Source organism: Streptosporangium carneum (assembly GCF_027922005.1).
GTDB lineage: Bacteria > Actinomycetota > Actinomycetes > Streptosporangiales > Streptosporangiaceae > Streptosporangium > Streptosporangium carneum.
On sequence record NZ_BSEV01000022.1, the window covers coordinates 1 to 24730 of the forward strand.

Consider the following 24730-nt stretch of genomic DNA (forward strand, 5'->3'; position numbering starts at 1 on the left):
TCAAGACCGGCACCCTTTACGACGAGGCGACCGCATGGGCGCATCACGCCGAATCGCTGGCTGCTTGACACCTAAAGCTCCTGGGATGTCTTTCGAAGGCGTTCCTCCTGGCCGACGACACGGCGATCACCGACCCGACGATCACCCGGCAGCTCGGCTGAACGACCGCTCGGACACCGTCGTACCAGATTCCCGGGAGGTATCAACTGCCTGGGCGAACCGGGCGTCCTCCCCCCGGTGCCGAGTCCGGAGTCGAGGAACGCGGGGCGGTGCAGGTGGTATCGGCTGCAGCGAGAGATCGAAGCACAGCAGATATCACTCTGTTAGGACCTCTTAATGGATAAAAAGCGTGTCGTCACGTGTAAAGCCTGTCACAGGCCGCTTTTTCGGGTGATTTCCGAAAGGAGAAAGTATTTCTGAAAGCGGGGGGAGTCTTGGTGTGCGTGCCAGGGAGAAGAGGGCGGGCGTGTCGCCGACGGAGGATTCCGGTGCTCCTTTCCCGGCGCGTTGGTTCGCCGTGCGAGGAACAGGTTCGCGGCACGGGATGAACGGAGGCCTTGAGGCCTGGCTGGTTTTTCGGGAACATCTCCCGTCCGGCGTCCGTGACCAGACGTCCGCTGCGGACCTCGTCGCGTTCTCCCGTGGAATCCGGGCCGTGGGACGGTTCCCGGGGGCGCGGTCGGCGGTCGCGCCCGCCTTCGGGCCGGCCTGCCGGGCCGGGCGGTCAGCGCTGTTCACGGCGGTGTCGCCGACGCCAAGCCATGCCCGGCGGGCGTCACCGCAGGCACAGGTCCCGGCCATGATTTCCCAATGTCGCCGATGTGGTGACGAGACAGGAACGGCCGGTTGTCCACAGTTGTCGAATGCCGGCTCTCGTGCCGTCTCGGCCCGGCACGGAAGAGCCGCCAACCGGCGGTTTTTGATTTCCCTTTTGCGATCGTCGTGCGGATTCGGGGAGGTGAAACGGATAAGGCAAAGCGTCGGGTCGGCAAGCGTTCTGTGGATTCCACCTCGCGAATGGAGTCAGATAGGCATGGGTACGGTGCGCTTGTCTCACGAAAACGGTGTGCACACCACCAAAGCTGAAAGGGAAATCCCATGACGACGACCGCAGAGCGCGCCGCACCCACCGAGGCACCCGAGCGCGAGCGCGAGGGCGAGGGACGGGCCTTCGAGGCCCTCCTGCTCGCCGCGCTCGCGGCCCGCAGGGAGGAAGGCGGGGAGAACGGCATCGAGCACCCGCTCCTGCTCGCCGCGCTCGCGCGCCGCAAGGAAGAGGGCGAAGAGAGCATCATCGAGCACCCGCTGCTGCTGGCCGCGCTCGCGCGCCGCAGAAGGGAAGGCGGGGAGAGCGGCATCGAGCACCCGCTCCTGCTCGCCGCGCTCGCGCGCCGCAGGAAAGAAGGCGGGGAGAGCATCATCGAGCACCCGCTGTTGCTCGCCGCGCTCGCGCGCCGTGGAGAAGAGGGTGAGGAGAGCGGCATCGAGCACCCGCTCCTGCTCGCGGCGCTTCTGCGCCGCGGGAGGGAAGGCGGGGAGAGCGGCATCGAGCACCCGCTGCTGCTGGCCGCGCTCGCCCGCCGCGGGGAAGAGGACGGGGAGAGCATCATCGACCATCCGCTGCTGCTGGCCGTGCTCGCGCGCCGCCGCAGGCAGCGTGGCGGAGGGCTGTTCGAGCATCCGCTGCTGCTGGCCCTGCTCGCGGGCCGGTAGCGGCAGGCCGCTGGAACGCAGGCAGGGAGACCGTCCTTCAGCCGCCGATCTCGCGGCGGCTGAAGGACGGTTCACATCAACCGTAAAGGAGTGACTCATGGCGTTGGAGGAGAACGGCAGACCGGCCGGGAACGAGCCGGTGGAGGCGTTGATCGACGACCTCCTCCGCGACATCCTCGGTGAGACAGGCCCGTCGACGAAGACCCGCGCACGCGGCGGGGACTCCATAGCGACTCTGATCGAAACGGCCATCGCGTCACCACGCGCGACGTCGAAGACGTCGACGGTCGAAAGACTCCTGATCGCGCAGGTCGTCGCCTCCGCCCTGGCCGACGCCCTCGCGCCCGCGCTGGCGGAGAGCCTGGCCCCCGAGATCATGAAGGCCCTGGAGCATCACACCGCCGACGGTCGATCCGGCAACGAGACGGTCCCGGTGACCGGCCGCGCGCAGACCAGCCGGAGCAGAAAGAAGGCGTGAAGGGGCGATCGCAACGGTTCCCAGGACGCCGAGGGCTTCCGGGACGGCACTGGCGGCCGGGAGCCGGGGCGACAGGGACGGAACCGCGAACGGACGGGAAGGCCGGAGAAGTCAGGCGGCCGGCGTCGTGAACGGGAGGACGCGCGGGGCGGCCGGCATCGTGAGCGACGGCCGGGCGGAGAAGTCAGGCGGGCAGGGCGGCGAGCAGGAAGGCCAGCCGTGCGGCGGCGTCCTCGACGTTGTCGGCACTGCCGAGCCGGTAACCCCACGAGGTGATGAACCCGCCGTCCTGGGAACAGGTCACGGTCTCGGCCAGGGTGCTGCTGAAGCGGTTGCGGACGGACACATAGGCGGGATCGCCGAACGAGACCCTCTGCACGGCCAGATCGGCGTGTCGCCGAGCCGCAGTGGCGAACTTCTCAAGGCAAGCCAGCGTGTCCAGCATCGTGCTTCACCTCCGTCTTGACAGAGAATTGCACGATCTTGGGAGGTTAATCAAGCAATTGCGGAGACTAATCCGAGGATTGTTTCGTGAAATCGTCCAACACCTTGACGATCACCGCCCTGGCGTCCTCCCGGAAGGCCGCGACCTTGTGGAACTCCTCGAAGGCCCGCTCGTAGAACGTGACGTCCTCCGGGTCGCGCAGGATCAGGTCGCGGGTTCTCGTCGGCACCGCCACCTGGCTTTCGTCGTAGATCCAGAAACCGTTGATCGGCGCTGACGGGAGCGGGGTCTCGAAGGGGAGCACGCCGAACTCCACGTTCGGCAGCGCGGTGACCGCGAGCAGCCGGTCGAGCTGGCCGCACATCACCTCCGGCGGGGCCAGCCGGTAGCGCAGCGCGGCCTCGGACATGATGAACCTGAATCTCCTGCTCGGGTCGTAGAGGATCTCCTGGCGCCGCATGCGCACCCTGATCGCGGCGTCGATCTCGTCCGGCGCGTTGTAGAGGCGCTTGATCCGGGTGAAGATGCTCCGCGCGTACTCGGTGGTCTGCAGCAGGCCGATGATCACCCCGGGCTCGACCACCCGGAACATCATGGTCCGCGACTCCAGGTCGCGGATGTCCTCCTGCAGCGCGGCCAGGCCGCTGCGGTGTCGCTGCCGCCAGGAGTCCTGACGTTCGAGCAGGCCCGAGGCCTGCTCGACCAACTCCTCGATGACCTCGGGGGCGGCCTCGACGGCCTGCCCCCAGAGGGTGACATCGTCCTCGGTGGCGCTCTGGCGGGCGTTCTCGATCCGGGAGACCTTGGACGGCTGCCATCTCAGCCGTTCGGCCAACTCCTTGCCGGACAGCTGCGCGGCCTCGCGCAACTGCCGGAGCTGGACGCCCAGCTCCGTGCGGACCTGCTGGAACTCGCTCACCCGGTCTCCTTCGCCGGCCTTTTTGGGGCGCGACGCCTCAGTGCCCGCCGGCTCGCCCGCTCCGTGCGTTCACCCACATCTTCCGCATGGTGCGCACGAGGGTAGACCCGGGCGGGCGATCATGCCATAGCCGACTCCTCAATCGTGATCAATATTTATGGAAGCACCCGGACTCACGGAAGTATCCGGCGGGCGATGTCTGAGAGCAGCTCCCGAGGGACCTCGACCGCCGTCTCGCCGTCCAGGACGTGACGAAGATCGGACAGGGCCTCGGTGTCGACGACCTGGAGTCCCTGGACCACGATGGTGCCGCGATCGGTCTCGTACAGAGAGGGGCAGGCGCCCGCCTCCGAGGTGGAGCCAAGAAACCGCAAACGCATGAGTGATTCCTTCCCCGATCCAGCATCTTCGTGCAATTGCACGCAATCCTAGAGTTTGGAAGGTTGCAGGAGGGTTTCAATCACTAGATTACGTATATTTCCCCCAATGGGTGAGGGAATGGGATGACCATCACCTGAACTCACCGTAACCGGCCGTATCCCCGGACCCGAACAGTCCGAGCCCTCGGACCTCGGAGCCTTCGGAGCCCCCTCGGGGCCAGGCCGGGGGAGCCGGGCCGCCCTGAGGCCGGGCGGGGGCTGGAAGGCGGGGCGAGGGGCCTGTCCTGCGGCTGTTCCGCCAGGACGTCGCCCCTGCTCCGGCCTTGTCGGGATGCCGCCTCAATTCCGGCCGGTCTTGTCAGGACGCCGCCTCGGTTCCGGCCGGCTTCGTCGGGACGTCGCGCCTCTGTTCCGCATGGGCCTCCGAGGAGCGTGAGCGCGGAAATCGGCGGCAGAGAGTTGATCTTTATGCCGGTTCGGAGAACCTTGCGCGGCGTCGGTTACGGCTGCAGCAGCGCCTTGACGGCGCGTCGCTCGTCCATGGCCCGGTATCCCTCGGCTGCCTGGTCCAGCGGGAGGGTGAGGTCGAAGACCTTGCCGGGGTCGATCTCGCGGTCGCAGATCAGGTCGATCAGCTCCGGCAGGTACTGGCGCACCGGCGCGGGGCCGCCGTGCAGGTGGACGAGGGAGAAGAACAGTTCGTCGCCGGGCAGCGCGACGTCGTGGGAGACGCCGACGAAGCCCATGTGACCACCGGGGCGGGTGGAGCGGACGGCCTGCGTCATCGACTCCTGGGTGCCGACCGCCTCGACGACGCTGTGGGCGCCCAGTCCGCCGGTCAGTTCCTTGATCGCGGCCACGCCCTCGTCGCCGCGTTCGGTGACGATGTCGGTGGCGCCGAACTCGAGGGCGAGCCGCTGGCGCGAGGCGTGGCGGCTCATCGCGATGATCCGCTCGGCGCCGAGCTGCTTGGCGGCGAGCACCGCGCACAGGCCGACCGCGCCGTCACCGACGACGGCGACGGTCCTGCCCGGCCCGGCCTGGGCGGCGACGGCGCCGAACCAGCCGGTGCCCAGCACGTCGGAGGCGGCCAGCAGGCTCGGGATCAGGTCCTGGTCCGGCATACCGGGGGTGGCCACCAGCGTGCCGTCGGCGAGCGGGATCCGCGTCAGCTGGGCCTGCGTGCCGATTGTGCCCATGAGCACGCGGTGCACGCAGGCGCTCTGGTAGCCCGACCGGCAGATTTCGCAGGTGTTGTCGGAAGCCCAGAAAGAGCCGACCACGAACTGGCCGGGCTTGACGGTGGTGACCTGGCTGCCGACCTCCTCGACGACCCCGACGTACTCGTGGCCCATCGGGGTCGGCCCGTCGAGCTTCTCGATGCCGCGGTACGGCCACAGATCGGAGCCGCAGACGCAGGCGGCCGAAACGCGGATGACCGCGTCGGTGGGCTCGTTGATCACTGGGTCCGGGCGGTCCTCGACGCGAACGTCGCCCGGGGCGTGCAGAACTACTCCGCGCATGGTGGTGGGTTTCCCTCGGTGTGGTGTCGGCGGGTCTCAGCGGCGGGTGCCGGAGCGTGCGGCTTCGTACTCGTCATCACCGACGTGCTCCAGCCAGGTGGTCTCGTCGCTCTCCCACAAAGCCAGGTGGATCATGAAACGATCGGGAGCGGCGCCGTGCCAGTGCTCCTCACCCGGCGGGGTGCGCACGATGTCGCCGGGGTGAGCTTCGATCAGTTGCCCGCCGCGTGACTGGATCAGCGCGAGGCCTTCCATGATGTAGAGGGTCTGGCCGAGTCCGTGGGAGTGCCATGCGGTACGGGCGCCCGGCGCGAAGCGGACCACGTTCGCCCGCGCCCGCGACGGCTCCTCCCCTCGGTAGATCACGTCCCACCAGGCGTCCCCGGTGAACATGTCTGCCGGGGCCTTGCTGGTCGGCGGCTGCTCGATCAGCTTCATCCCAGATCAGCTCCCCTCTTCGATGATCTTCTTGAGCCGGGTCATGGCGGTCGTCGCGTTCGGCCGGCCGACGTAGAAGGCCAGACCGGCGATCGTGTGCTTCGACTCCTCGTCGACGGGCACCTTTCGCCGTTGGCAACATCCAGGAAACCCGCTCCGTCGCGCGGGCGGGAGGTCGCGGTTATCGGGGGACAACCTCTACCCCCTTCGATCCCCGGCCGCTCCCTACAGTGGAAAAGGTGGACAACCGAGACGAGATCCGCGACTTCCTCGCCAGCCGCCGCGCCAGGATCACCCCGCAGCAGGCCGGGCTGGTGCCCGGCGCCCGCCGCCGGGTGCCCGGCCTGCGCCGCGAGGAAGTCGCCGTACTGGCCGGGGTGAGCACCGACTGGTACACCCGCCTCGAAAAGGGCCACATCAGCGGCGTGTCCGAAGACGTCCTGAACGCCGTCGCCCGAGCCCTCCAGCTCGACGACGCCGAACGCGCTCACCTGTTCGACCTGGCCCACGCCGCGAGCCCCCGTCCCCCCACCCGCCGCCCCGTCCACACGGTCCGCCCCGGGCTGCAGCGGGTGCTGGACGTCATGACCGACGCCCCCGCGTTCATCCGCAACGGCCGCATGGACATCCTGGCCACCAACCAGCTCGGCCGCGCCATGTACTGGCCGGTCTTCCAGAGCGTGCGGCCCGGTCCGGGGCAGGAGCCCCTCCGCACCCGCCAGGCCGGCCCCGCCCCGGCCAACATCGCGCGTTTCCAGTTCCTCGACCCGGCCGGTCCCGCCTTCTTCCCCGACTGGGACACCGCCGCCGACACCATCGTCGCCCTGCTGCGTACCGAGGCAGGCCGCGACCCCTACAACAGCGACCTCACCCACCTGATCGGCGAACTGTCCACCCGCAGCGACGACTTCCGCAGCCGCTGGGCCCGGCACGACGTCCGCCTGCACCACGCCGGCACCAAGACCTTCCACCACCCCGCCGTCGGCGACCTGACTCTGGACTACGAGTCCATGGATCTGCACGCCGACCCCGGCCTGAACCTGACCGTCTACACCGCCGCCCCCGACACTCCCTCCCACGACGCCCTGCGCCTGCTCGCGAGCTGGGCCGCCACTCACGACACCGTCACCCACGACGCCGCCTCCCGCCTCTGGCAGGAGGATCGATCGGGCCACCAGGACCAGTAGACCGGGACCCGTGGCCAGGACCCCGCGGGAACGCCTGAGACCGCGGCGAGGATCACGCCGCCCACCGCGGCAGGATGAGCGCCCTGAGGCCGGTGAAGCCATGTCTCCGGCCGTGCGGAAAGCACTGGCCGCCGGAACGCCGCGGCTGCCTCCGCACGCCCCGGTGCGTTGCCTCTCTCATCACTCACGGGAACATGACTGACATGACCCTGATCCTGGTGACCGGAGCCTCCAGCGGGCTCGGACACGACACAGCGGACGCGCTGGCCGACGACGGGCACGACGTGGTCGTCCATGTCCGCGATCAGGCCCGTCTCACCGACACCGGTGACAGCGCCCGATGGAAAGGCGTCGTCACGGGGGATCTCGCCAGCCCGGAGGAGATCCGTGGCGTCGCCCGGCAGGCTTCCGGATTCGGCCGCTTCGACGCCGTCATCCACAACGCCGGTGTCCTGCACTCTCCCGACGTGGTCACCGTCAACATCGTCGCCCCCTACATGCTGACGGCTCTGATGGACAAACCGGCCAGGCTCATCTACCTCAGCAGCTCCATGCACCGAACCGGCTCCACCGACCTGAGCCGGCTGACCTCCGGCGTCGCTTCCTACGACGACAGCAAACTGTGGGTCACCACCCTCGCCCTCGCCCTCGCCTCCCGCTGGGAAGGAACCTCGAGCCATGCGGTCGACCCCGGGTGGGTCCCCACCCGCATGGGCGGCCCCGGCGCACCGGACGACCTGATCGCCGGGCACCGGACCCAGGTGCGGCTCGCCGCCGACCATGATGTGACCCCGAGCACCGGCGGTTACTGGTACCACCAGCAGGTGCAGACACCACACCCCGCAGCGCGAGACGAGGGCTTCCAGGCTCGCCTCATCCACGCCCTGGAACGCCACACAGGTGTCCTGCTCGGCTGACCGCCCCGCCGATGTGCGAATCGGAGCGGATCACGTCGTCTGCTTCACGCCTGCCCGTGTCGAGCCCCGACCTGTTGAGCCCGACCTGCCCCTCGCCAACGGTTCGGGAGCCGGGTGCCTGATGACGATGACCTGGAGCACCGGCGCGCTCCTGTCCGTTCCGGGGGCGGCACCGTTGAATGGGTGTGCCGGGACAGCGGCTGGGTGTGCCGGGACAGCGCCGCCGCCCACCTGCTGCCCGGCTGCCCCGGCTGCTCCGCCTCCCCGACGGCAGCACACGCACACACGGCCCGCTGTTCCTGTCCGAACGACGCCCCGTCCCCGTCCGTGTGGTGGGCGAAAGGGGGTGCCGAGGGGCCGTCAGGCGGCCGAGGGGTCGTCAGGTGACGTCCCGTCCTGTCCTCGTTGCACGTCCTGGAGGTGCCGGTTGAGCCGGTCGAACCGCTCCTGCCAGCTCCGGCGTTGTTGCTCGATCCACTCGGTCGCCGTTTCCAGCGGCGCCGCCTCCAGGCGGCACGGGCGCCACTGCGCGTCCCTGCCGCGGGTGATTAGACCCGCGCGTTCGAGCACCTTGAGGTGTTTCGAGACCGCCTGGACGCTGATCGGGAACGGCTCGGCCAACTCGTTGACTGTCGCCTCCCCTGCGGTGAGCCGCGCCAGGATCGCCCTCCGGGTCGGATCGGCGAGGGCGGCGAATGTCCTGCTGAGCTGGTCATCTGTCATCTCATATGCAATCTTATGCTTTATAAACCGATAAGTTCGTTATCTGTCTCTTGTGGATGAATGTCAATGTGCCGCCGACGGGACGGGGCGGAGAGGGCTCGGCATCCGGCCTGGTGGGAACCGGAAGGTCAGGAACCGGGGGCGGCATCCCGGTGTCCAGGCGTCCAGGCGTGCCGGTGCCCTGGCGTTCCTGCGTCCTGGTGTCCCCCCGCGTGTCCCGGTATCCCGGCCTCCTGGTGTCCAGGCGTGCCGGTGTCTCCGTGTCTCACGTGTCCCGGTGTTCAGGCGTGACGGCGGCCGGCTGGTCGCGCTGGAGGAGCGTGCTTTCCGCGGACCCTCGCGGGTGCGGCGGGTGGTGCAGGGGGGCTGCGCCGTATGGGCGGGGCGTGGGCGGGCCCGGGGACGTCGCGGGCGTCGCGGAAGGCACGGTCACCGACAGAAGGCGCGGTCAGAGAAGGTGTGCGGGGACGTCCGCGTGCCTGGCGCGGAGCTCTTCGCCCAGAGCCTTGGCCTGGGCGTCGAGCCGGGGGCTGGCGGCCACTCCCCGGCCGAGGAGTCCGTGGACGACGAAGTTGAGGGCGTGAAGGTTGGGCAGCTCGAAGCGGTCGATCCTCAGGCCCGCCGCATCGGGCAGCAGCCGTTCGAGACGCTCTGCCGTCAGATGGGCCGACAGCCAGGCGTACTGCTCCGGGGTGCGTGTCCACACCCCGAGGTTGGCGTTGCCGCCCTTGTCGCCGGAACGGGCTCCCATGAACGCGCCCAGCGGGACCCGCACGGTCGGCGGGACATCCTCCCCGCACGCCTGCGGCCTCCCAGGGGGAACCGGTGACCCGTCGAACACGGCGGGCTGCGGCGGCCGTTCGCGGTGGGCGGCCCCCGCGTCGTGGGAATCCGCGTTGCGAGGCCCCGCTTCGCGGGGAGCGGCGTTGTGAGGCTGAGTCTCCCGGGTCTCCCGGGAGGCGGAGCGGCCGGGCGTGGGGAGGCCGACTTCGTCGCCGTCGATCCAGACACGCGGCCGTACCGCGTCCGCGGGGATGAGCGTGGGCCAGTGGACCCCGTAGGGGGAGGCGTCGCCGGGAGGGGTGAGGCCGTAGAGACCGGGGTAACTGGCCAGAGCGGTCTCGACCACGGCGGAGGAGAACGCGCGTCCGACCCGGTGCCGGTCGGCGTCCATCACGGTGACGCGGAGCAGGGCGGCGCCGGAGAGCGCCGCCCCCACCGGGGACGTCTCCACGGGCGGGCCGTCTGTCGGCGCGGAGCCCGCGAACGGGCTGTCTGTGAGCGCGAGGCTCGTGAACGGGCTGTCTGTGAACGGGCTGTCTGTGAGCGGGGTTTCTGGAGGAGCGGCGCCCGGCGGGGCGGGCTGCGCGTGCGGGACGCCCGCGCGCAGGGTGTACGCGGACGGGGCGTCCGAGGGGGGAAGCACGGTCGCGAGGGGGACCAGCTCGACGTGGACCCGTTCGAAGGAGTCCCTCGGCACGCGTGACCAGATGGCCTCCTGCGCCAGCCGGGTCTTGGCCTCGATCTCCAGGCCGGTCAGCACCATGGTCATGGTGTTGCGGTAACCGCCCAGATAGTTGACCGTGACCTTCAGCGTGTCCGGCGGGGCCTCGCCCCGCACCCCCGAGATCCTGACCCGGTCCGCGCCCTGCTGCTCCAGCCGGATCGTGTCGAACCGCGCGACCACGTCGGGTCCCGGGTAGCGGGGGGAGCCGATCTCGTAGAGCAGTTGCGCGGTGACCGTGCCGACCGAGACCGTCCCGCCGGTCCCGGGATGCTTGGTGATCACGCTGGAGCCGTCCGCGTGCAGCTCGGCGATCGGGAACCCGCAGCGCGCGAGGTCGGGCACCTCGGTGAAGAAGGCGTAGTTCCCGCCCGTCGCCTGGCAGCCGCACTCGATGACGTGCCCGGCGACCACGGAACCGGCCAGCGCGTCATGGTCGTCCCGCCGCCAGCCGTACCGCCAGATCCCCGGCCCCGTCACGAGCGCGGCGTCGGTGACCCTGCCGGTGACGACCACGTCCGCCCCCGCGGCCAGGGCGGCGGCGATCGGCCTGCCGCCGAGGTAGGCGTTCGCGGTCAGCGGCGCCGCGGGCAGCCTCTCCCCGGTGTCCAGGTTCGGCGCGTCTCCCAGGTCGTGCCCTGAGACGTCGTCCCCCGTGACGTGCGCGACCCTGACGGACAGCCCGAGCCGCTCGGCCAGCTCGGTCACCGCGCCCGCGCATCCGGCCGGATCCAGGCCACCGGCGTTGGAGACGATCCTGATCCCCCGGTCGACGCATGTCCCGAGAACCTGTTCGAGCTGGCGGAGGAAGGTGTGCGCGTAGCCGGGACGGCCCTTGAGCCGGTTGCCCGCCAGGATCAGCATGGTCAGCTCGGCGAGCCAGTCGCCGGTGAGCACGTCGATCGGGCCGCCCTCGACCATCTCCCGCGCGGCGGAGAGCCGGTCGCCGTAGAAGCCGGAGCAGTTGGCGATCCGCAGCATCGAGCCTCCTGTAGTGCCGGTGACCGTCCGGCTCCCACCGGGGCGGCGTCATGCCCGTGCCGGGCGGATGGCCGGCTCAGGCCTCACCGGAGCCGGGGATCCAGGAGGCCGGACGCTTCTGCGCGAAGGCGGCGATGCCCTCCTGGCCCTCCGCCGAGGTGAAGCGCTGGGCTGACAGCTCGGCCATGCGGCGCATGCCCTCCTCGACGGGCAGCTCGGGCACGGTCCGCACCAGCTGCTTGGTGATCGCCAGCGCCTCGGGGCCGCCGCGCAGCAGCATGCCGGTGTAGTGGGCGACCGTCTCGTCCAGCCTCTCCTCCGGCACGGCCCGGGTGAGCAGGCCTATCTCCTGCGCGCGGGCGGCGTCGAAGGTCTCGCCGGTCAGGAAGTACTCGGCGGCCGCCCTGGGGGCGAGCCGCCGCAGCACGGTCACCGAGATCATCGCGGGGACCACGCCGAGCCGTACCTCGGTGAACGCGAACGACGCCGAGTCGGGCGCGATCGCGAAGTCGCACGCCGCGACCAGGCCGAGGCCTCCGGCGCGGGCGGTGCCGTTCAGACGGCAGACGACCGGCTTCGGGCTCTCCCAGATCAGGCTCATGATCTCCGGGAACGAGGCGGTGACCGGCGCGTCGTGAGCCTTGCCCGGCTCGATCCGCTGCTCCTTCAGGTCCGCGCCCGCGCAGAAGACGGGCCCCGTGCCGGTCAGCACGATCACCCGCACGCTCTCATCGGCGAGTGCCTGGTTGAGCCGGTCCTCCAGATCGCCCAGGAGCCGCACGGACAGTGCGTTGCGGTTGCGCGGGGAGTCCAGCGTGATCGTGGCGATCCCGCCGGACACCTCCTTGTGCACCAGGCGCTCGACCGGCCAACCCGCGTCGGTGTTCATCCATGCTCCTTGATCACGGCCAGTACGGCTCCCGCTTCGACCCGCAGGCCGGCGGTCACGTTCAGCGCCGACACCGTGCCCGCCACTGGGGCGGTGACGCGATGTTCCATTTTCATGGCCTCCAGCACCACGACGACCTGACCCGCGACGACGGGACCGTCCGGCTCGACGTCGACGCGCAGCACCGTACCGGGCATGGGAGCCAGCAGGGAGCCCGGGGCCGTGTGCTCGGCGGGTTCGGGGAGGCGGGGCAGCGGCGTGAGCCGTATCGGGCCGAGCGGCGAGTCCACGTGCGTCACGCCGTCGTATCTGGCGACGGCGAACCGGCGCCGCACTCCGGCGGTCTCCAGGATGACCAGGTCGGGTGTCGCGCTGACCAGGACCGTGCCGGGGAAATCCTCCGCCAGCAGGCCGTCCCTGGTGATCCGGTAGGCGACCCGGGCCTCGTCGAAGTCCGCCCGCTGCGGCTGGGAGACCACGTTGCGCCACCCGCTCGGAAGACCGGCCTGCACGGTCGCCGCCGCCCTGTTCGCCGCCGCCGCCGCGAGGGCCGCGGCGAGGGCGGACAGCCCCAGGGCGGAGACGCCCGGCGGGAGGGGCACGGCGCGCGGCCCCGCGCCCCGCTCTCCCGCCGGGCGCGTCCCTCCTCCCGGAACTCCCCCTGACGGGCGACCGGCGAGGTCGTGCTCCTCCAGGAACCCGGTGTGGGTCTCGCCCGCCAGGAACGCCCCGTGGCGCAGCACGCGGACCAGGAGGTCGCGGTTGGTGACGAGCCCGTGGATCGTGGCGTTCGACAGGGCCGTGGCGAGTCTTCGCACGGCGTCGGCCCGGTCCGCGCCGTAGGAGATCAGCTTGGCGAGCATCGGGTCGTAGTGGACGCCGATCTCGGAGCCCTCCTCGACGCCCGAGTCGAGGCGCAGCCCCCGGGAACCGTGCGGCACGGGGGAGAAGCGGTGGCTCACGCCGGGGACGTGGAAACGGCGCAGGACGCCGCTCTGCGGCAGCCAGTCGCGCTCCGGGTCCTCGGCGTAGAGCCGGACCTCGACGGCGTGACCGCGCGGGCACGGCGGCGACTGCGGGAGCCGGTCGCCCTCCGCGACCCTGAGCTGGAGCTCCACGAGGTCGACGCCGTGGACGCACTCGGTGACCGGATGCTCGACCTGGAGTCTGGTGTTCATCTCGAGGAAGGCGACCGTGCCGCCCCTGACGAGGAACTCGACGGTCCCCGCGCCGACGTATCCGACCGCCTTCGCGGCCCTGGCCGCCGCGTCGCACAGCCGTGCCCGCAGCCGGGGGGACAGCGAGGGACAGGGCGCCTCCTCGACCACCTTCTGGTGCCGCCGCTGGATCGAGCACTCCCGCTCGCCCAGCGTCCACACCGTCCCGTGCCGGTCGGCCAGGATCTGGACCTCCACGTGCCGGGCGTTCTCCAGCAGGGGCTCGACGAAGACGGTTCCGTCGCCGAAGGCGGCCGCGGCCTCCCGCCGCGCCGACTCGACCGCGCCCGCCAGGTCGTCCGCGGCGCGCACGATCCGCATGCCGCGCCCGCCGCCGCCCGAGGACGCCTTCACCAGGAGTGGGAACGGCTCGTTCGGCGAGGGGAGCACCGCGTTCGGGACGGACCCGTCCGCCTCCGCGAACGCGCCGCGCACCTCCCGCGCGAGGTCGTCGGCGGACCGCCCCGGCCCGATGGTCAGACCGGGGAACACCGGCACTCCCGCCTCCGCCATCAGGGCCTTGGCGTCGATCTTGGAGCCCATCGCGGCGATGGCCTCCGGAGGCGGCCCGATCCAGGTCAGCCCGGCCTCGAGCACGGCCGTCGCGAACGCCGCGCTCTCCGACAGGAAGCCGTAGCCGGGGTGGACCGCGTCCGCGCCGGCGGCGAGGGCCGCGCCGACGACCGCTTCGACCGACAGGTACGTCTCCGAGGGCCTGACCCCGGGGAGCCGTACGGCGTGGTCGGCCTCGGCGGCGTGCGGGGCGTCCGCGTCGGCGTCGGCGAAGACCGCGACGGTCTCGACGCCGAGGTCGCGGCAGGTACGGAAGACGCGGCGGGCTATCTCGCCCCGGTTGGCGACGAGAAGGCGGCCGATCACGGTGCGGCCCGGCACGTCGGGCCCGGGCGGTGAGCTCATGGTCACGGTCACATCCGGAAGACGCCGAAGCCCGAGGGGGCGGGGAAGGGGGCGTTGGCGACGACGGACAGGCACAGGCCGAGGACGGTCCTGGTGTCGCGGGGGTCGATGACCCCGTCGTCGTAGAGCCGTCCCGACAGGAAGAACGGCAGCGACTCCGCCTCGATCTGCGCCTCGACCGTCGCCCGCATCGCCGCGTCGCCCTCCTCGTCGTAGACCTGGCCTCTCGCCTCGGCCGCGGCCCTGCCGACGAGGGACAGCACCCCCGCGAGCTGCGTGGGTCCCATGACGGCCGACTTCGCGCTCGGCCACGCGAACAGGAAACGGGGATCGTAGGCCCGGCCGCACATGCCGTAGTTGCCCGCGCCGTACGAGGCGCCCATGACGATCGTGAGGTGCGGGACCGTCGAGTTGGACACCGCGTTGATCATCATGGCGCCGTGCTTGATGATGCCGCCCTGTTCGTAGTCCTTGCCGACCATGTAGCCGGTCGTGTTCTGCAGGAAGACCAACGGGGTGCGCGCCTGGCAGGCGAGCTGGACGAACTGGGCCGCCTTCTGCGCCTCCTCGCTGAACAGCACGCCGCGGGCGTTGGCGAGGACGCCGATCGGGTGGCCGTGCAGCCGCGCCCACCCGGTGACCAGGCTCGTGCCGTAGAGGGGTTTGAACTCGTCGAATTCGCTCCCGTCCACGATCCGCGCGATCACCTCACGCGGGTCGAAGGGGACGCGCAGGTCCTCGGGCACGATCCCCAGGAGCTCGTCCTCGTCGTACAGCGGTTCCCGCACGGTCCGCGCGGGGGTGTCCGGCCCGCGCCGGTTCAGCCCTCTGACGATCCGCCGCCCGATCCGCAGCGCGTCGTACTCGTCGGCGGCCAGGTGGTCGGCCAGGCCGCTGACCCGGGCGTGCATCTCGGCGCCGCCGAGCGACTCGTCGTCGGCCTCCTCCCCGGTGGCCATCCTGACCAGCGGAGGACCGCCGAGGAAGACCTTCGCCCGTTCCCTGACCATGACCACGTGGTCGCTCATGCCGGGCACGTAGGCCCCGCCCGCCGTCGAGCTGCCGAACACCAGGGCGATCGTCGGGATCCCGGCGGCGGAGAGACGGGTCAGGTCGCGGAAGACCCGGCCGCCCGGGATGAAGATCTCCTTCTGCGTCGGCAGGTCCGCCCCGCCGGACTCGACCAGGTTGATCAGCGGCAGCCGGTTCTGGAAGGCGATGTCCGCCGCCCTGAGCGTCTTGCGCAGGGACCACGGGTTGGACGCGCCGCCCCGCACGGTCGGGTCGTTGGCGACGAGCACGCACTCCACGCCCTCGACCACCCCGATCCCGGTGACCACGCTCGCCCCCACGGGGAAGTCGCTGCCCCAGCCGGCCAGAGGTGAGAGCTCGAGAAAGGCCGAGTCAGGGTCGACCAGCAGCTCGATCCGTTCCCTGGCGAGGAGCTTGCCCCGCCTCCTGTGCCGCTCGACGTACTTCTCGCCGCCGCCCGCCACCGCCCTGGCCTGTTCGGCGTCGAGCTCGGCCAGCTTGGCGAGCATCGCCTCGCGCCGCGCCCGGTAGTCGTCTCCCGAAGTGTCCAGCGGGCTCATCGGCCGCCTCTCCCGGCCCGCCTCCGCCGCCCCGGCCGGTCAGCGCCTCGGACCTGACGATCACGTCAGTCAAGGTAGCCCACAACCCGCCCTCCTGCCAGAGGGCGTGCGGAGACGAGCCGGGAACGAACCACGGCCGGACACCGGGCACGGGGCCGTGCGGGGACGGGCCCCGTCAGGTGCAGTGGCTCCAGCCGCTCTTCCAGACGGCCGAGCCGTACGTGCCGCCCCACATGACGCACTTCTTGACGGCGGCGAGCCGCACCGGTCCCGCGTAGGCGGTGAAGCTGCCCGGGTTGCCGCCGGAGGCGCCGCCCTGGACCTGGAGCGTCGCGTTCATCTTGATCTTTCCGGGGACCACGTACTTGGACATGGTGACGACGCAGTTCTTGCCGGCGGCGGAGCTGTAGAGCAGGTAGACGGTCGAGGAGCCGAGCGCCCTGGAGTCGATCACCTTGTAACCGGAGCCGCAGACGCCGGTCGCGGTGTAGGGGTTCGGCTTCGGCGGCGCGGTCGTCGGCTTCACGGTCGGCTTGACCGTGGGCTTCGGGGTCGTCGGGCTCACCGTGGGCTTGACGGTGGGCTTGACCGTGGGCTTCGGGGTGGGTTTCGCGGTCGGCTTCGGGGTGGGGGTGGTCGTCGGCTTGGGGGTGGCCGGGGGCTCCGTGGGAGCCTGCGTCTCATCGGGATCCTCACCCGGCTCCGACGACCCGCCCGGGTCCTTGCCCGCCTCCTTCGTCGGCTTGTGGCTGGGCTTGACGGCCTGCTCGGGTAGCGGCTGAGTGGTGACGCGCCCGATGGGCTCGGCGGCCTTCTTCCTGGTCGGAGTCGGTTTGGGAGACTCCCACGCAGAAGGCGGGTCGTCCGGGGTGAGCGCGGGGCCCGGCTCCTGCTTCGACGAGGGCGTGGACACCGCCGCCTGGGCGCTGGACGCCTTCTGGTCGCCCTGGAGGGCCACGACGGTGCCCGCCGCCACGGCGAGCGCGGCCACCCCCGCGACTCCGGCGAGCAGCAGCCCCACGGGTCTGCGCGCCTTCCGCTCGCGGCGCGGCGGGGGCACGGGCGCGGCGGCAGGCCGACCGGGCGGTCCCGCGGCGGGCGGTACGCCCGGGGGCGCCGCGGAGGGCGCGATGGGAGCTGCGGGGGCCTGCCGCCGGATGGGGGAGGGGACCGTCGCCCCCATCAGATGGCTGACGAGTTCCTCGGCGGTCGGGCGCAGCGACGGGTCCTTGGACAGGGACGCGGCGACCAGTTCGCGCAGGTGCCCCTCGAGGCCGCCCAGCGCGGGCTCGGCGGTGAGGATCCGGTTCATCACCACGGCGATGGAGTCCGCGCCGAACGCCGGGGTCCCGGTCGCGGCGAAGACCATCGTGACGCCCCAGGCGAACACGTCGGCCGCCGACGTCACCTCGCCGTCGCTGAGCTGCTCGGGAGCGAGATAGGACGGCGTCCCCATCGCCATCCCGGTCGCGGTCATCCCGGGGGAGTCCAGTGCCCTGGCGATGCCGAAGTCGATCACCACGGGCCCCTCCGGGCCCATCAGCACGTTGGCGGGTTTGAAGTCCCGGTGCAGGATCCCGGCGCGATGGATGGCCGACAGGGCGGTGGCCGTGCTGACGGCGAGGCGCTCGAGCGCGGCGCCGCGCCGGGGGCCCTCGCGGTCGACCAGCTGGCGCAGGGACGGGCCCGGCACGTACTCGCTCACGATGTACGGCTGGCTGCCCGCGAGGTCGGCGTGGAGCACCGGGGCGGTGCAGAACCTGGCCACCCGCTGGGCGACCGAGACCTCGCGCAGGAACCGCGTCCTGGCCTCGGGATCGGTGGCGAGCCCGTGGTGGAGAAGCTTGACGGCCACCTGCTCGCCCGAGGGCCCCCTGCCCAGGTAGACGACTCCCTGGCCCCCCTCGCCGAGCCTGCCGGTCAGCTCGAACTCGCCGAGCCGCGGAGGATCCTCCGCTGCGAGCGGCTGTACCACGATGACCCCCCGACAAAACCTACGAATTGGGTTATGTGGGGCAGAACGCTACCAGTGTGAGCGCTGATCCGGACGATCTCGCCTGATCCGCCCCGCCAACGGAGCAGATCAGCGCGGGTCACGTCCAGGACGGCCCTCGGGGAGGTCTCAGATGGCCTTGCCGGGGTTGAGGATGCCGAGCGGGTCGAAAACCTGCTTGATCCCGTGATGGATCTCCTCGGTCAGGGGGCCCGCCTCCAGTGAGAGCCAGCGCCGCTTCAGCAGCCCGACGCCGTGCTCGCCGGTCAGCGTGCCGCCCATCTCCAGGGCCTCCCTGAAGACCTCGTCGGCCGCCGCCCACACGTTCGGCGGCGGTTCGGCGAGGCCGTGGTCGAAGACGAAGACGGGGTGCAGGTTGCCGTCACCCGCGTGGGCGACCGTGGCGATCAGCACGCCGTGCCTCGCCGCGATGGCCTCGATCCTCTCGATCATGTACGGCAGCGCGGAACGCGGCACGCACACGTCCTCGACCAGGCACTTGCCCAGCCGCTCCTTGGCCTGGTAGGCCATCCTCCTGATCCCGACCAGCTCCTCGGCCTCCTGCGGGGACGCGGAGACCGCCACGAAGGGCGAGCCGTTGGCGGTGCACAGCTCCGCCATGCGCTCCGCGACCGCCGGGCCGTCCGCCGCGTCCGACTGCGCGATCAGCATCGCCTGGGTCGACGCCTCGAGCCCGATGTTCCTCCAGTCGTCGATGGCCTTCAGCGTGGTGCGGTCGAGCATCTCCAGCAGCGACGGCTGGCAACCGGCCGCGATGATCGCCGCCACCGCGGCGGCGGCGTCCCTGAGGGAGGTGAACTCGGCCGCGATGGTCGCCGGGTAGACCGAGGGCGCCCTGCGCAGCCGTACGGTGGCCGCGGTGATCACCCCGAGCGTCCCCTCCGAGCCGATGAACAGGCCGGTCAGGTCATACCCCGTGACGCCCTTCACGGTGCGCCTGCCGGTGTTCAGGACCCGCCCGTCCGCCAGGACGACCTCGAGGCCGAGCGTCGAGTCCCTGGTCACGCCGTACTTCACGCACCGCAGGCCGCCCGCGTTCGTCGCCAGGTTGCCGCCGATCGTGGAGATCTCGTACGAGGAGGGGTCCGGCGCGTACATCAGCCCGTGTTGACGGGCCGCCCTGTCCAGGTCCGCCGTGATCACACCGGGCTCGACCACGGCGATCTCGTCGGCGGGGGAGAGCTCCCTGATCGCCGTCATCTTGTGCAGCGCCAGGACGACGCCTCCGTCCACCGACGTCGCCCCGCCCGCCAGCCCCGTCCCCGCGCCTCTCGGCACCACGGGCACCCGGTGGCCGGTCGCCCATCTGAGCGTGGCGACCACGTCCTGCCGGGTCTCCGCCAGCACGACGGCCAGCGGTTTGCCGGGGGAGAGGAAGGTCCGGTCCCGCGCGTAGGAGTCGGTGACGTCGGGGTCCGTCAGCACCTTCTCCGGCGAGAGAGCGGCGACGAGTTCGGAAATAGCGCTCACAACTGGACTGTACGACGTGCCTTCGCGACCCGGTCACGGCGGCATGCCACGCCCGGAGGCCGGGAACGTCCGCCGCCGTGCCGCGGAAGGAGAGCCGCCGGGCCGCCACGGGAGATCGCCCGGAACGGAGGCGTCACCGGAGAACGCCGCCCCGGGGCGGCGCCGGGAGCGGGGGGGCGGCGCCCTCGGTAGAGGAAGCGTGAAATCTGTGGCTCTTGTGAAGAAACCCCTGGTCTTTGGGGGTATGAGGTGAAATTTCGTAAAAGAAAATTTCATGACGTGATTATGCGGACGAGGGCGGGTGAGGGTTCTCCCAAATGTGTTGATGCGGCGGGCTCACAGGAGAAGTTTCGGTTCATACGGCTGTCGCCCAACCGAAGGGAGCCGGGCTGTGACGACTGTGCAACAGCGGCCCGTGGTCGCGCCTGGCCGCAAGGGGAAGGTGATCGTCTCGTGGCTGTCGTCGACGGACCACAAGGTCATCGGCTACCTGTACATCATCACGTCGTTCGTGTTCTTCCTGATCGGCGGGGTCATGGCGCTGATCATCCGGGCGGAACTCACCCAGCCCGGGCTCCAACTCGTCAACCAGGTCACCTACAACCAGATGTTCACCATGCACGGCACGGTCATGCTGCTGTTCTTCGCCACGCCGCTGTTCGCCGGGTTCGCCAACGTGGTCATGCCGCTGCAGATCGGGGCCCCCGACGTGGCGTTCCCCAGGCTCAACATGGTGAGCTACTGGCTGTTCCTGTTCGGCGGGCTCATCGCGCTCAGCGGGTTCGCGACCAACGGCGGCGCGGCGGACTTCGGCTGGACGGGCTACACCCCGCTGTCGGTGGCGACCTTCTCCCCGCAGACCGGCGGCGACCTGTGGATCGTGGGCCTGACGATGTCGGGTCTGGGCACGATCCTCGGGTCGGTCAACTTCATCACCACGATCATCTGCATGCGCGCGCCCGGCATGACGATGTTCCGCATGCCGCTGTTCACCTGGAACGTGCTGCTGACCGGCCTGCTCGTGCTGATCGCCTTCCCGGTGCTGGCCGCCGCGCTGCTGGCCCTGGAGGCCGACCGCAAGCTCGGCGCGCACATCTACACCGCCCAGACCGGCGGGCCGATGATCTGGCAGCACCTGTTCTGGTTCTTCGGCCACCCCGAGGTGTACATCATCGCGCTGCCGTTCTTCGGGATCATCACCGAGGTGATCCCGGTCTTCAGCCGCAAGCCGATCTTCGGCTACATCGGCCTGGTCGGCGCGACCATCGCGATCGCCGGTCTGTCGGTGACCGTGTGGGCCCACCACATGTTCGCCACGGGCCGGGTGCTGCTGCCGTTCTTCTCCTTCATGACGTTCCTCATCGCGATCCCGACCGGGGTGAAGTTCTTCAATTGGATCGGCACGATGTGGCGAGGGCACCTGACGTTCGAGTCGCCGATGCTGTTCGCCGTCGGCTTCCTGGTCACCTTCCTGCTCGGCGGCCTGACCGGCGTCATCCTGGCCTCGCCGCCGCTGGACTTCCAGGTGACCGACTCCTACTTCGTGGTGGCCCACTTCCACTACGTCGTCTTCGGCACCGTGGTGTTCGCCATGTTCTCCGGCTTCTACTTCTGGTGGCCCAAGATGACCGGCAGGATGCTCAACGACGCCATGGGAAAGATCCACTTCTGGCTGCTGTTCATCGGCTTCCACATGACCTTCCTCGTCCAGCACTGGCTGGGCGCGGAGGGCTTCCCGCGGCGTTACGCCGACTACAGCCCGATCGACGGCTTCACCGACCTGAACGTGGTCTCCTCGATCGGGGCCCTCATCCTGGGCGTCTCCACGCTGCCGTTCCTCTACAACGTCTGGTGGACCTTCCGCTACTCGCCCAAGGTGACCGTCGACGACCCGTGGGGGTTCGGCAACTCCCTGGAGTGGGCGACCTCCTGCCCGCCGCCGCGGCACAACTTCGACTCGCTGCCGCGCATCCGCTCCGAGCGTCCCGCCTTCGACCTGCACCACCCCAGGGTCGAGGCGCAGCCGCGCCAGCTCGACCCGACCGCCCCGGCCGAGGAGCTCTGACCGGACTCCCGCCCATCGTGTTCCGGGCGCGTCCCGGGCGTGTCCCGGGCCCGCCGGGCCACTCCGTCGTCGCCGGGTCCGGTCCGTCGTCTCCGGGGGCCGCGGTTCCGTCCGCCCCTGTGAGCGCCCGTCAGGGGAGCGCTCCCACGTAGTGGGCCCTCCGACTTTCACCGCGCTGACCTGCTGTGAAACAGCCGATGTCGCGAATTCGTTGGAAAACATCATGATTTCGTGACAAATGGTTATTGATTACAGTTTGACAACATCATTCAGCGTCTTTACTCCTGCTTTACCTTCTCGTCTAACGTCCCGCTCGGCGCGTACATAAGGCGCGCCGGGGACGTCCGCGCCCGGCGAACCCGGGCAGGGAGGGTAAGCGTTGTCCAGCAAAGGCAGGGGTGCTCGAAGGCGCCTGCTCGCGATAGTGCCCGTCGTCGGCCTGGCGGCCGCGGGACTGGCTGTGGGCGGTGCGTCGGCGCAGGCCGACACCTCGGTCGCCCGGTACCAGCCGACCGCGGCCGACTACTACATCAACTACGCCCCGCCCAGGGACGAGCCCGATGTGCAGGACCCGGCCGCGCCCAACTCCAGGGAGCGGCGGATCAGCCCGTCGAAGAAGATCGCCCAGAAGTACTCCGAGGGTAACCCCGCGGCGGCGCGGGTTCTCGCCGCCCGTGAGGCGGAGGCGATCAGGACCGGTCTCAACCCGGCGGACCTGCTGTTCAAGAAGGCGAAGACCGTCAAGCAGGCCAAGCTTCTCACGCTGCTGGTCGAGTTCAACGACAAGGCCAACGACGACTTCTCCGGTTTCAAGCGCCCCCTGAACGTGGACAGCGAGGACCCGGCCGAGTGCGTCACCGAGCCGGCGGGCACCCTGCTCAACGGCCCGCTGCACAACAAGATCCCCAACCCGGCGTCCTTGTCGCACAAGGACAACAACAGTTTCTGGGTGCCTGACTTCAGCCCCGACCACTTCAACAAGATGCTTTACAGCAAGGAAGGCATCACCCAGCGCGTCCGCCCCGACCTGACCGATCCCAGGGACGGCCGCAAGGGCATCGACATCTCCAAGTACACGATGAAGAACATGTACGAGGAGCTGTCCAAGGGCGCCTACACGGTCACCGGCCAGTCCAGCCCGTGGATCAAGGTTCCGCACTCCGAGGCTTATTACGGCGCGCGGGCCTGCGGCCAGGTGGTCCAGGACATGACCGGCCACCCGAGCAACCCGCTCGGCCCCGCTCAGCTCGCCATCGACGCGGTCGACACGCTCGCCGCCGCGGACCCGAACTTCCCGTGGGCCGACTACGACATCGAGGACGTCGCCGACTCCGACGGTGACGGCAACTTCGCCGAGCCCGACGGCGTGGTCGACCACCTGGTGCTGGTCCACGCGGGCAAGGACAAGTCCTCCGACGGCGGCGCGGAGGGCACCTACGCGATCTGGGCGCACTCCAGCGCGGTCGCCGGCGGCTACAAGGTCCCCGGCAAGAACGTGAAGATCTCCAACTACATCGTTCAGCCCGAGGACTCCGGCGTGGGCGTGTTCGCCCACGAGTACGGCCACGACCTCGGCCTGCCCGACCTCTACGACACCACGGGCGCGGCGTCCTCGGCCGTCGACTTCTGGGACCTGATGTCCGCCGGCTCCCACAGCGGCCCGATCTTCCAGTCGATGCCGACCCACATGGGTCTGTGGGACAAGTGGATCCTCGGCTGGGCCAACCCCAAGGCCTTCAACCCCGGTGACCGCGCCCGCGCGGTGACGATCGGCCAGACCTCGCGCACGCCCAAGTTCACCGAGGACGGCGTCCGGGTCAACCTGGCCAGCGCTCCGCTGAAGATGATCGAACCGCACAGCGGCACCAAGGCCTGGTGGTCCAACCTCGACCAGGAGTGGGCCGACGTCAAGCTCACCCGCGAGGTCCAGGTGCCCGCGGGAACCGACCTGAAGTTCTGGCTCTGGAACAACTACGAGATCGAGCAGGACTGGGACTACGGCTTCATCGAGGTCTCGGCCGACGGTGGCGCCACCTGGGCCCAGCAGAAGGTCTACACCGAGGGCGGCGCCCTGGTCTCGACCGACGACAACTACCCCGACCCGAACAAGAACCTCTCCAAGTTCGGCAGGAAGTACGGCCTCACCGGCAACACCGACGGCTGGAGGCACGACTACGTCGACCTCACCCCGTTCGCCGGCAAGACCGTCAAGCTCAGGCTGACCTACGACACCGACGCCGCCTTCACCCCGCGCAGCTGGCACGCCGACGACTTCGCGCTGACCAACGGCGCCCAGACCGTCTGGAGCGACGACGTCGAGGGCGGCAACAAGGGCTGGACGGCCAGCGGCGGCACCTTCACCAACACCCACGGCCAGGGCTGGGGCATCAACGACGGCTTCCGCGAGATCTCCCGGTTCTACCTCGCCGAGTGGCGTAACTTCGACGGCTTCGACAAGGGTCTGCAGTACACCTACTCCACCGACTACTCCCGCGACGGCGCGTGGAAGGTGGAGAAGGTCAAGTACAACGCCCCCGGTCTGCTCGTCTGGTACCGCGACTCGACCTTCACCAACAACTCGCTCAGCAACAACCTCGAACTGTCGCCCAGCATCGGTTCGAAGGGCAGCCTGATCCTGGTCGACTCCCACTTCGACCCGCTGCGGCGGACCGGCGTGGCCGCCGAGAAGGACCCCACCACGCTGAAGAACATGCAGGGACGCGTGCAGACCTCGAACGCGGCCTTCTCCTTCGGCAAGACCTATCCGTTCAAGGAGTGCATCGAGGGGCCGAACGAGCCCTTCAGCGAGTACTGCACCAACGTCGGCAAGCTGCCCGCCGTGTCGGAGTTCACCGACGCGAAGACCTGGTACCCGGGCTTCGAGTTCCGTGACGGCAGCCTGTACTACCGGGACTTCGACGCCTCCGTGGTCGTCCCGTCCAAGGGCGACCAGCAGTACAGCACCCGGGTCGTCAACGCCGACGGCAGCCCGGCGACCGAGCTGTACGGCACGGACCTGGGCAACGGCAACGTCCTGGGCACCGGCAACCCCGGAGACGAGGGCAAGGCCCTGGGCGTCAAGTTCAAGCTGATCACGCCGCTGCCCGGCAACCTCGGCGCGATCGTCCAGGTGACCCCGCCCAAGAAGTGACCCACCGCGAGTGATCGTCGGAGACGATCCGCAGGGGAAGTGACCCGGGCGGGCGGCGACCCGGGCGGGAGGACCTCCGGCCAGGAGGTGACCCGCCCGGGAAGCGGCCCGGGCGAGGCGCCCCGCCGTCCGCACGACTCCGGCGGAGGCGGCCTCGCCTGACGGGAAGTCCCGGATCGCCGACAGTGGGCCCCGCCGTCACCGAC

General features: G+C 70.1%; 19 protein-coding genes. 7 read left to right on the forward strand and 12 right to left on the reverse strand.

Annotated features, from left to right (window positions below; genetic code table 11):
• The first annotated feature begins 80 nt into the window (after positions 1-80).
• From PKF00_RS45245 to PKF00_RS32980, 3 genes are all read left to right on the forward strand, one after another.
• Positions 81-161: a DUF7737 domain-containing protein gene (locus tag PKF00_RS45245; RefSeq protein WP_438827869.1), complete on the forward strand. Its 81-nt coding sequence runs from the start codon at positions 81-83 to the stop codon at positions 159-161.
• Positions 162-1098: 937 nt separating this feature from the next.
• A complete protein-coding gene (locus PKF00_RS32975; RefSeq protein ID WP_271221621.1) occupies positions 1099-1713 on the forward strand; it encodes a hypothetical protein in 615 nt (204 codons plus the stop codon).
• Positions 1714-1810: 97 nt separating this feature from the next.
• The gene (locus tag PKF00_RS32980; protein ID WP_271221622.1) at positions 1811-2191 is read left to right on the forward strand and encodes a hypothetical protein; all 381 of its coding nucleotides are present in this window, start codon (positions 1811-1813) and stop codon (positions 2189-2191) included.
• A 184-nt stretch (positions 2192-2375) separates the two neighbouring features.
• On the opposite strand, the gene PKF00_RS32985 is transcribed toward PKF00_RS32980, so the two are convergent.
• From PKF00_RS32985 to PKF00_RS33005, 5 genes are all read right to left on the reverse strand, one after another.
• Positions 2376-2636, reverse strand: a complete 261-nt coding sequence (locus PKF00_RS32985) for a hypothetical protein (RefSeq protein ID WP_271221623.1) — start codon at positions 2634-2636, stop codon at positions 2376-2378.
• Between the two features lie 67 nt (positions 2637-2703).
• Complete coding sequence (locus PKF00_RS32990) at positions 2704-3555, reverse strand: helix-turn-helix domain-containing protein (protein ID WP_271221624.1); 852 nt, start codon at positions 3553-3555, stop codon at positions 2704-2706.
• Between the two features lie 173 nt (positions 3556-3728).
• The gene (locus tag PKF00_RS32995) at positions 3729-3935 is read right to left on the reverse strand and encodes a hypothetical protein (RefSeq protein ID WP_271221625.1); all 207 of its coding nucleotides are present in this window, start codon (positions 3933-3935) and stop codon (positions 3729-3731) included.
• Positions 3936-4435: 500 nt separating this feature from the next.
• Positions 4436-5458 (reverse strand): zinc-dependent alcohol dehydrogenase family protein, encoded by a 1023-nt coding sequence (locus tag PKF00_RS33000; RefSeq protein WP_271221626.1) that lies wholly within the window; start codon positions 5456-5458, stop codon positions 4436-4438.
• A gap of 36 nt (positions 5459-5494) precedes the next feature.
• Positions 5495-5896 carry a (R)-mandelonitrile lyase gene (locus PKF00_RS33005; RefSeq protein ID WP_271221627.1) on the reverse strand — a complete coding sequence of 134 codons (402 nt, stop codon included), beginning with the start codon at positions 5894-5896 and terminating at the stop codon, positions 5495-5497.
• 239 nt (positions 5897-6135) lie between these two features.
• Between PKF00_RS33005 and PKF00_RS33010 the strand changes: the two genes are divergently transcribed.
• Both PKF00_RS33010 and PKF00_RS33015 read left to right on the forward strand, forming a co-directional pair.
• A complete protein-coding gene (locus PKF00_RS33010) occupies positions 6136-7083 on the forward strand; it encodes a helix-turn-helix transcriptional regulator (RefSeq protein WP_271221628.1) in 948 nt (315 codons plus the stop codon).
• 194 nt (positions 7084-7277) lie between these two features.
• Positions 7278-8000: an SDR family NAD(P)-dependent oxidoreductase gene (locus PKF00_RS33015; protein ID WP_271221629.1), complete on the forward strand. Its 723-nt coding sequence runs from the start codon at positions 7278-7280 to the stop codon at positions 7998-8000.
• A 360-nt stretch (positions 8001-8360) separates the two neighbouring features.
• Here the strand turns inward: PKF00_RS33015 and PKF00_RS33020 are convergent, their stop codons facing one another.
• From PKF00_RS33020 to PKF00_RS33050, 7 genes are all read right to left on the reverse strand, one after another.
• On the reverse strand, positions 8361-8723 hold the full coding sequence (locus PKF00_RS33020; RefSeq protein ID WP_271221630.1) for an ArsR/SmtB family transcription factor: 363 nt from the start codon (positions 8721-8723) through the stop codon (positions 8361-8363).
• A 448-nt stretch (positions 8724-9171) separates the two neighbouring features.
• Complete coding sequence (locus tag PKF00_RS33025) at positions 9172-11208, reverse strand: acyclic terpene utilization AtuA family protein (protein ID WP_271221631.1); 2037 nt, start codon at positions 11206-11208, stop codon at positions 9172-9174.
• A 76-nt stretch (positions 11209-11284) separates the two neighbouring features.
• On the reverse strand, positions 11285-12097 hold the full coding sequence (locus PKF00_RS33030; protein WP_271221632.1) for an enoyl-CoA hydratase-related protein: 813 nt from the start codon (positions 12095-12097) through the stop codon (positions 11285-11287).
• Positions 12094-14232: an ATP-binding protein gene (locus PKF00_RS33035; protein WP_271221633.1), complete on the reverse strand. Its 2139-nt coding sequence runs from the start codon at positions 14230-14232 to the stop codon at positions 12094-12096. The genes PKF00_RS33030 and PKF00_RS33035 overlap by 4 nt, the downstream gene beginning before the upstream one ends.
• 8 nt (positions 14233-14240) lie before the next feature.
• Positions 14241-15824 carry an acyl-CoA carboxylase subunit beta gene (locus PKF00_RS33040; RefSeq protein WP_271221634.1) on the reverse strand — a complete coding sequence of 528 codons (1584 nt, stop codon included), beginning with the start codon at positions 15822-15824 and terminating at the stop codon, positions 14241-14243.
• 175 nt (positions 15825-15999) lie between these two features.
• Complete coding sequence (locus tag PKF00_RS33045; RefSeq protein ID WP_271221635.1) at positions 16000-17799, reverse strand: serine/threonine-protein kinase; 1800 nt, start codon at positions 17797-17799, stop codon at positions 16000-16002.
• A 147-nt stretch (positions 17800-17946) separates the two neighbouring features.
• Positions 17947-19308 carry an FAD-binding oxidoreductase gene (locus PKF00_RS33050; protein ID WP_271221636.1) on the reverse strand — a complete coding sequence of 454 codons (1362 nt, stop codon included), beginning with the start codon at positions 19306-19308 and terminating at the stop codon, positions 17947-17949.
• Positions 19309-19699: 391 nt separating this feature from the next.
• Here PKF00_RS33050 and ctaD point away from each other — a divergent pair, with 391 nt between their 5' ends.
• Together ctaD and PKF00_RS33060 are read left to right on the forward strand one after the other, a co-directional pair.
• Positions 19700-21373, forward strand: coding sequence for an aa3-type cytochrome oxidase subunit I (ctaD, locus tag PKF00_RS33055; RefSeq protein WP_271221637.1), 1674 nt, complete (start codon positions 19700-19702; stop codon positions 21371-21373).
• Positions 21374-21752: 379 nt separating this feature from the next.
• The gene (locus PKF00_RS33060; protein WP_271221638.1) at positions 21753-24524 is read left to right on the forward strand and encodes an immune inhibitor A domain-containing protein; all 2772 of its coding nucleotides are present in this window, start codon (positions 21753-21755) and stop codon (positions 24522-24524) included.
• The last annotated feature ends 206 nt before the right edge of the window (positions 24525-24730 follow it).

Coding starts and splice junctions, on each gene's coding strand:
- PKF00_RS32975 (WP_271221621.1), top strand. CDS start 1,099: ATGACGACGACCGCAGAGCGCGCCGCACCCACCGAGGCACCCGAGCGC.
- PKF00_RS32980 (WP_271221622.1), top strand. CDS start 1,811: ATGGCGTTGGAGGAGAACGGCAGACCGGCCGGGAACGAGCCGGTGGAG.
- PKF00_RS32985 (WP_271221623.1), bottom strand. CDS start 2,636: ATGCTGGACACGCTGGCTTGCCTTGAGAAGTTCGCCACTGCGGCTCGG.
- PKF00_RS32995 (WP_271221625.1), bottom strand. CDS start 3,935: ATGCGTTTGCGGTTTCTTGGCTCCACCTCGGAGGCGGGCGCCTGCCCC.
- PKF00_RS33000 (WP_271221626.1), bottom strand. CDS start 5,458: ATGCGCGGAGTAGTTCTGCACGCCCCGGGCGACGTTCGCGTCGAGGAC.
- PKF00_RS33005 (WP_271221627.1), bottom strand. CDS start 5,896: ATGAAGCTGATCGAGCAGCCGCCGACCAGCAAGGCCCCGGCAGACATG.
- PKF00_RS33015 (WP_271221629.1), top strand. CDS start 7,278: ATGACTGACATGACCCTGATCCTGGTGACCGGAGCCTCCAGCGGGCTC.
- PKF00_RS33020 (WP_271221630.1), bottom strand. CDS start 8,723: ATGACAGATGACCAGCTCAGCAGGACATTCGCCGCCCTCGCCGATCCG.
- PKF00_RS33025 (WP_271221631.1), bottom strand. CDS start 11,208: ATGCTGCGGATCGCCAACTGCTCCGGCTTCTACGGCGACCGGCTCTCC.
- PKF00_RS33030 (WP_271221632.1), bottom strand. CDS start 12,097: ATGAACACCGACGCGGGTTGGCCGGTCGAGCGCCTGGTGCACAAGGAG.
- PKF00_RS33035 (WP_271221633.1), bottom strand. CDS start 14,232: ATGAGCTCACCGCCCGGGCCCGACGTGCCGGGCCGCACCGTGATCGGC.
- PKF00_RS33040 (WP_271221634.1), bottom strand. CDS start 15,824: ATGAGCCCGCTGGACACTTCGGGAGACGACTACCGGGCGCGGCGCGAG.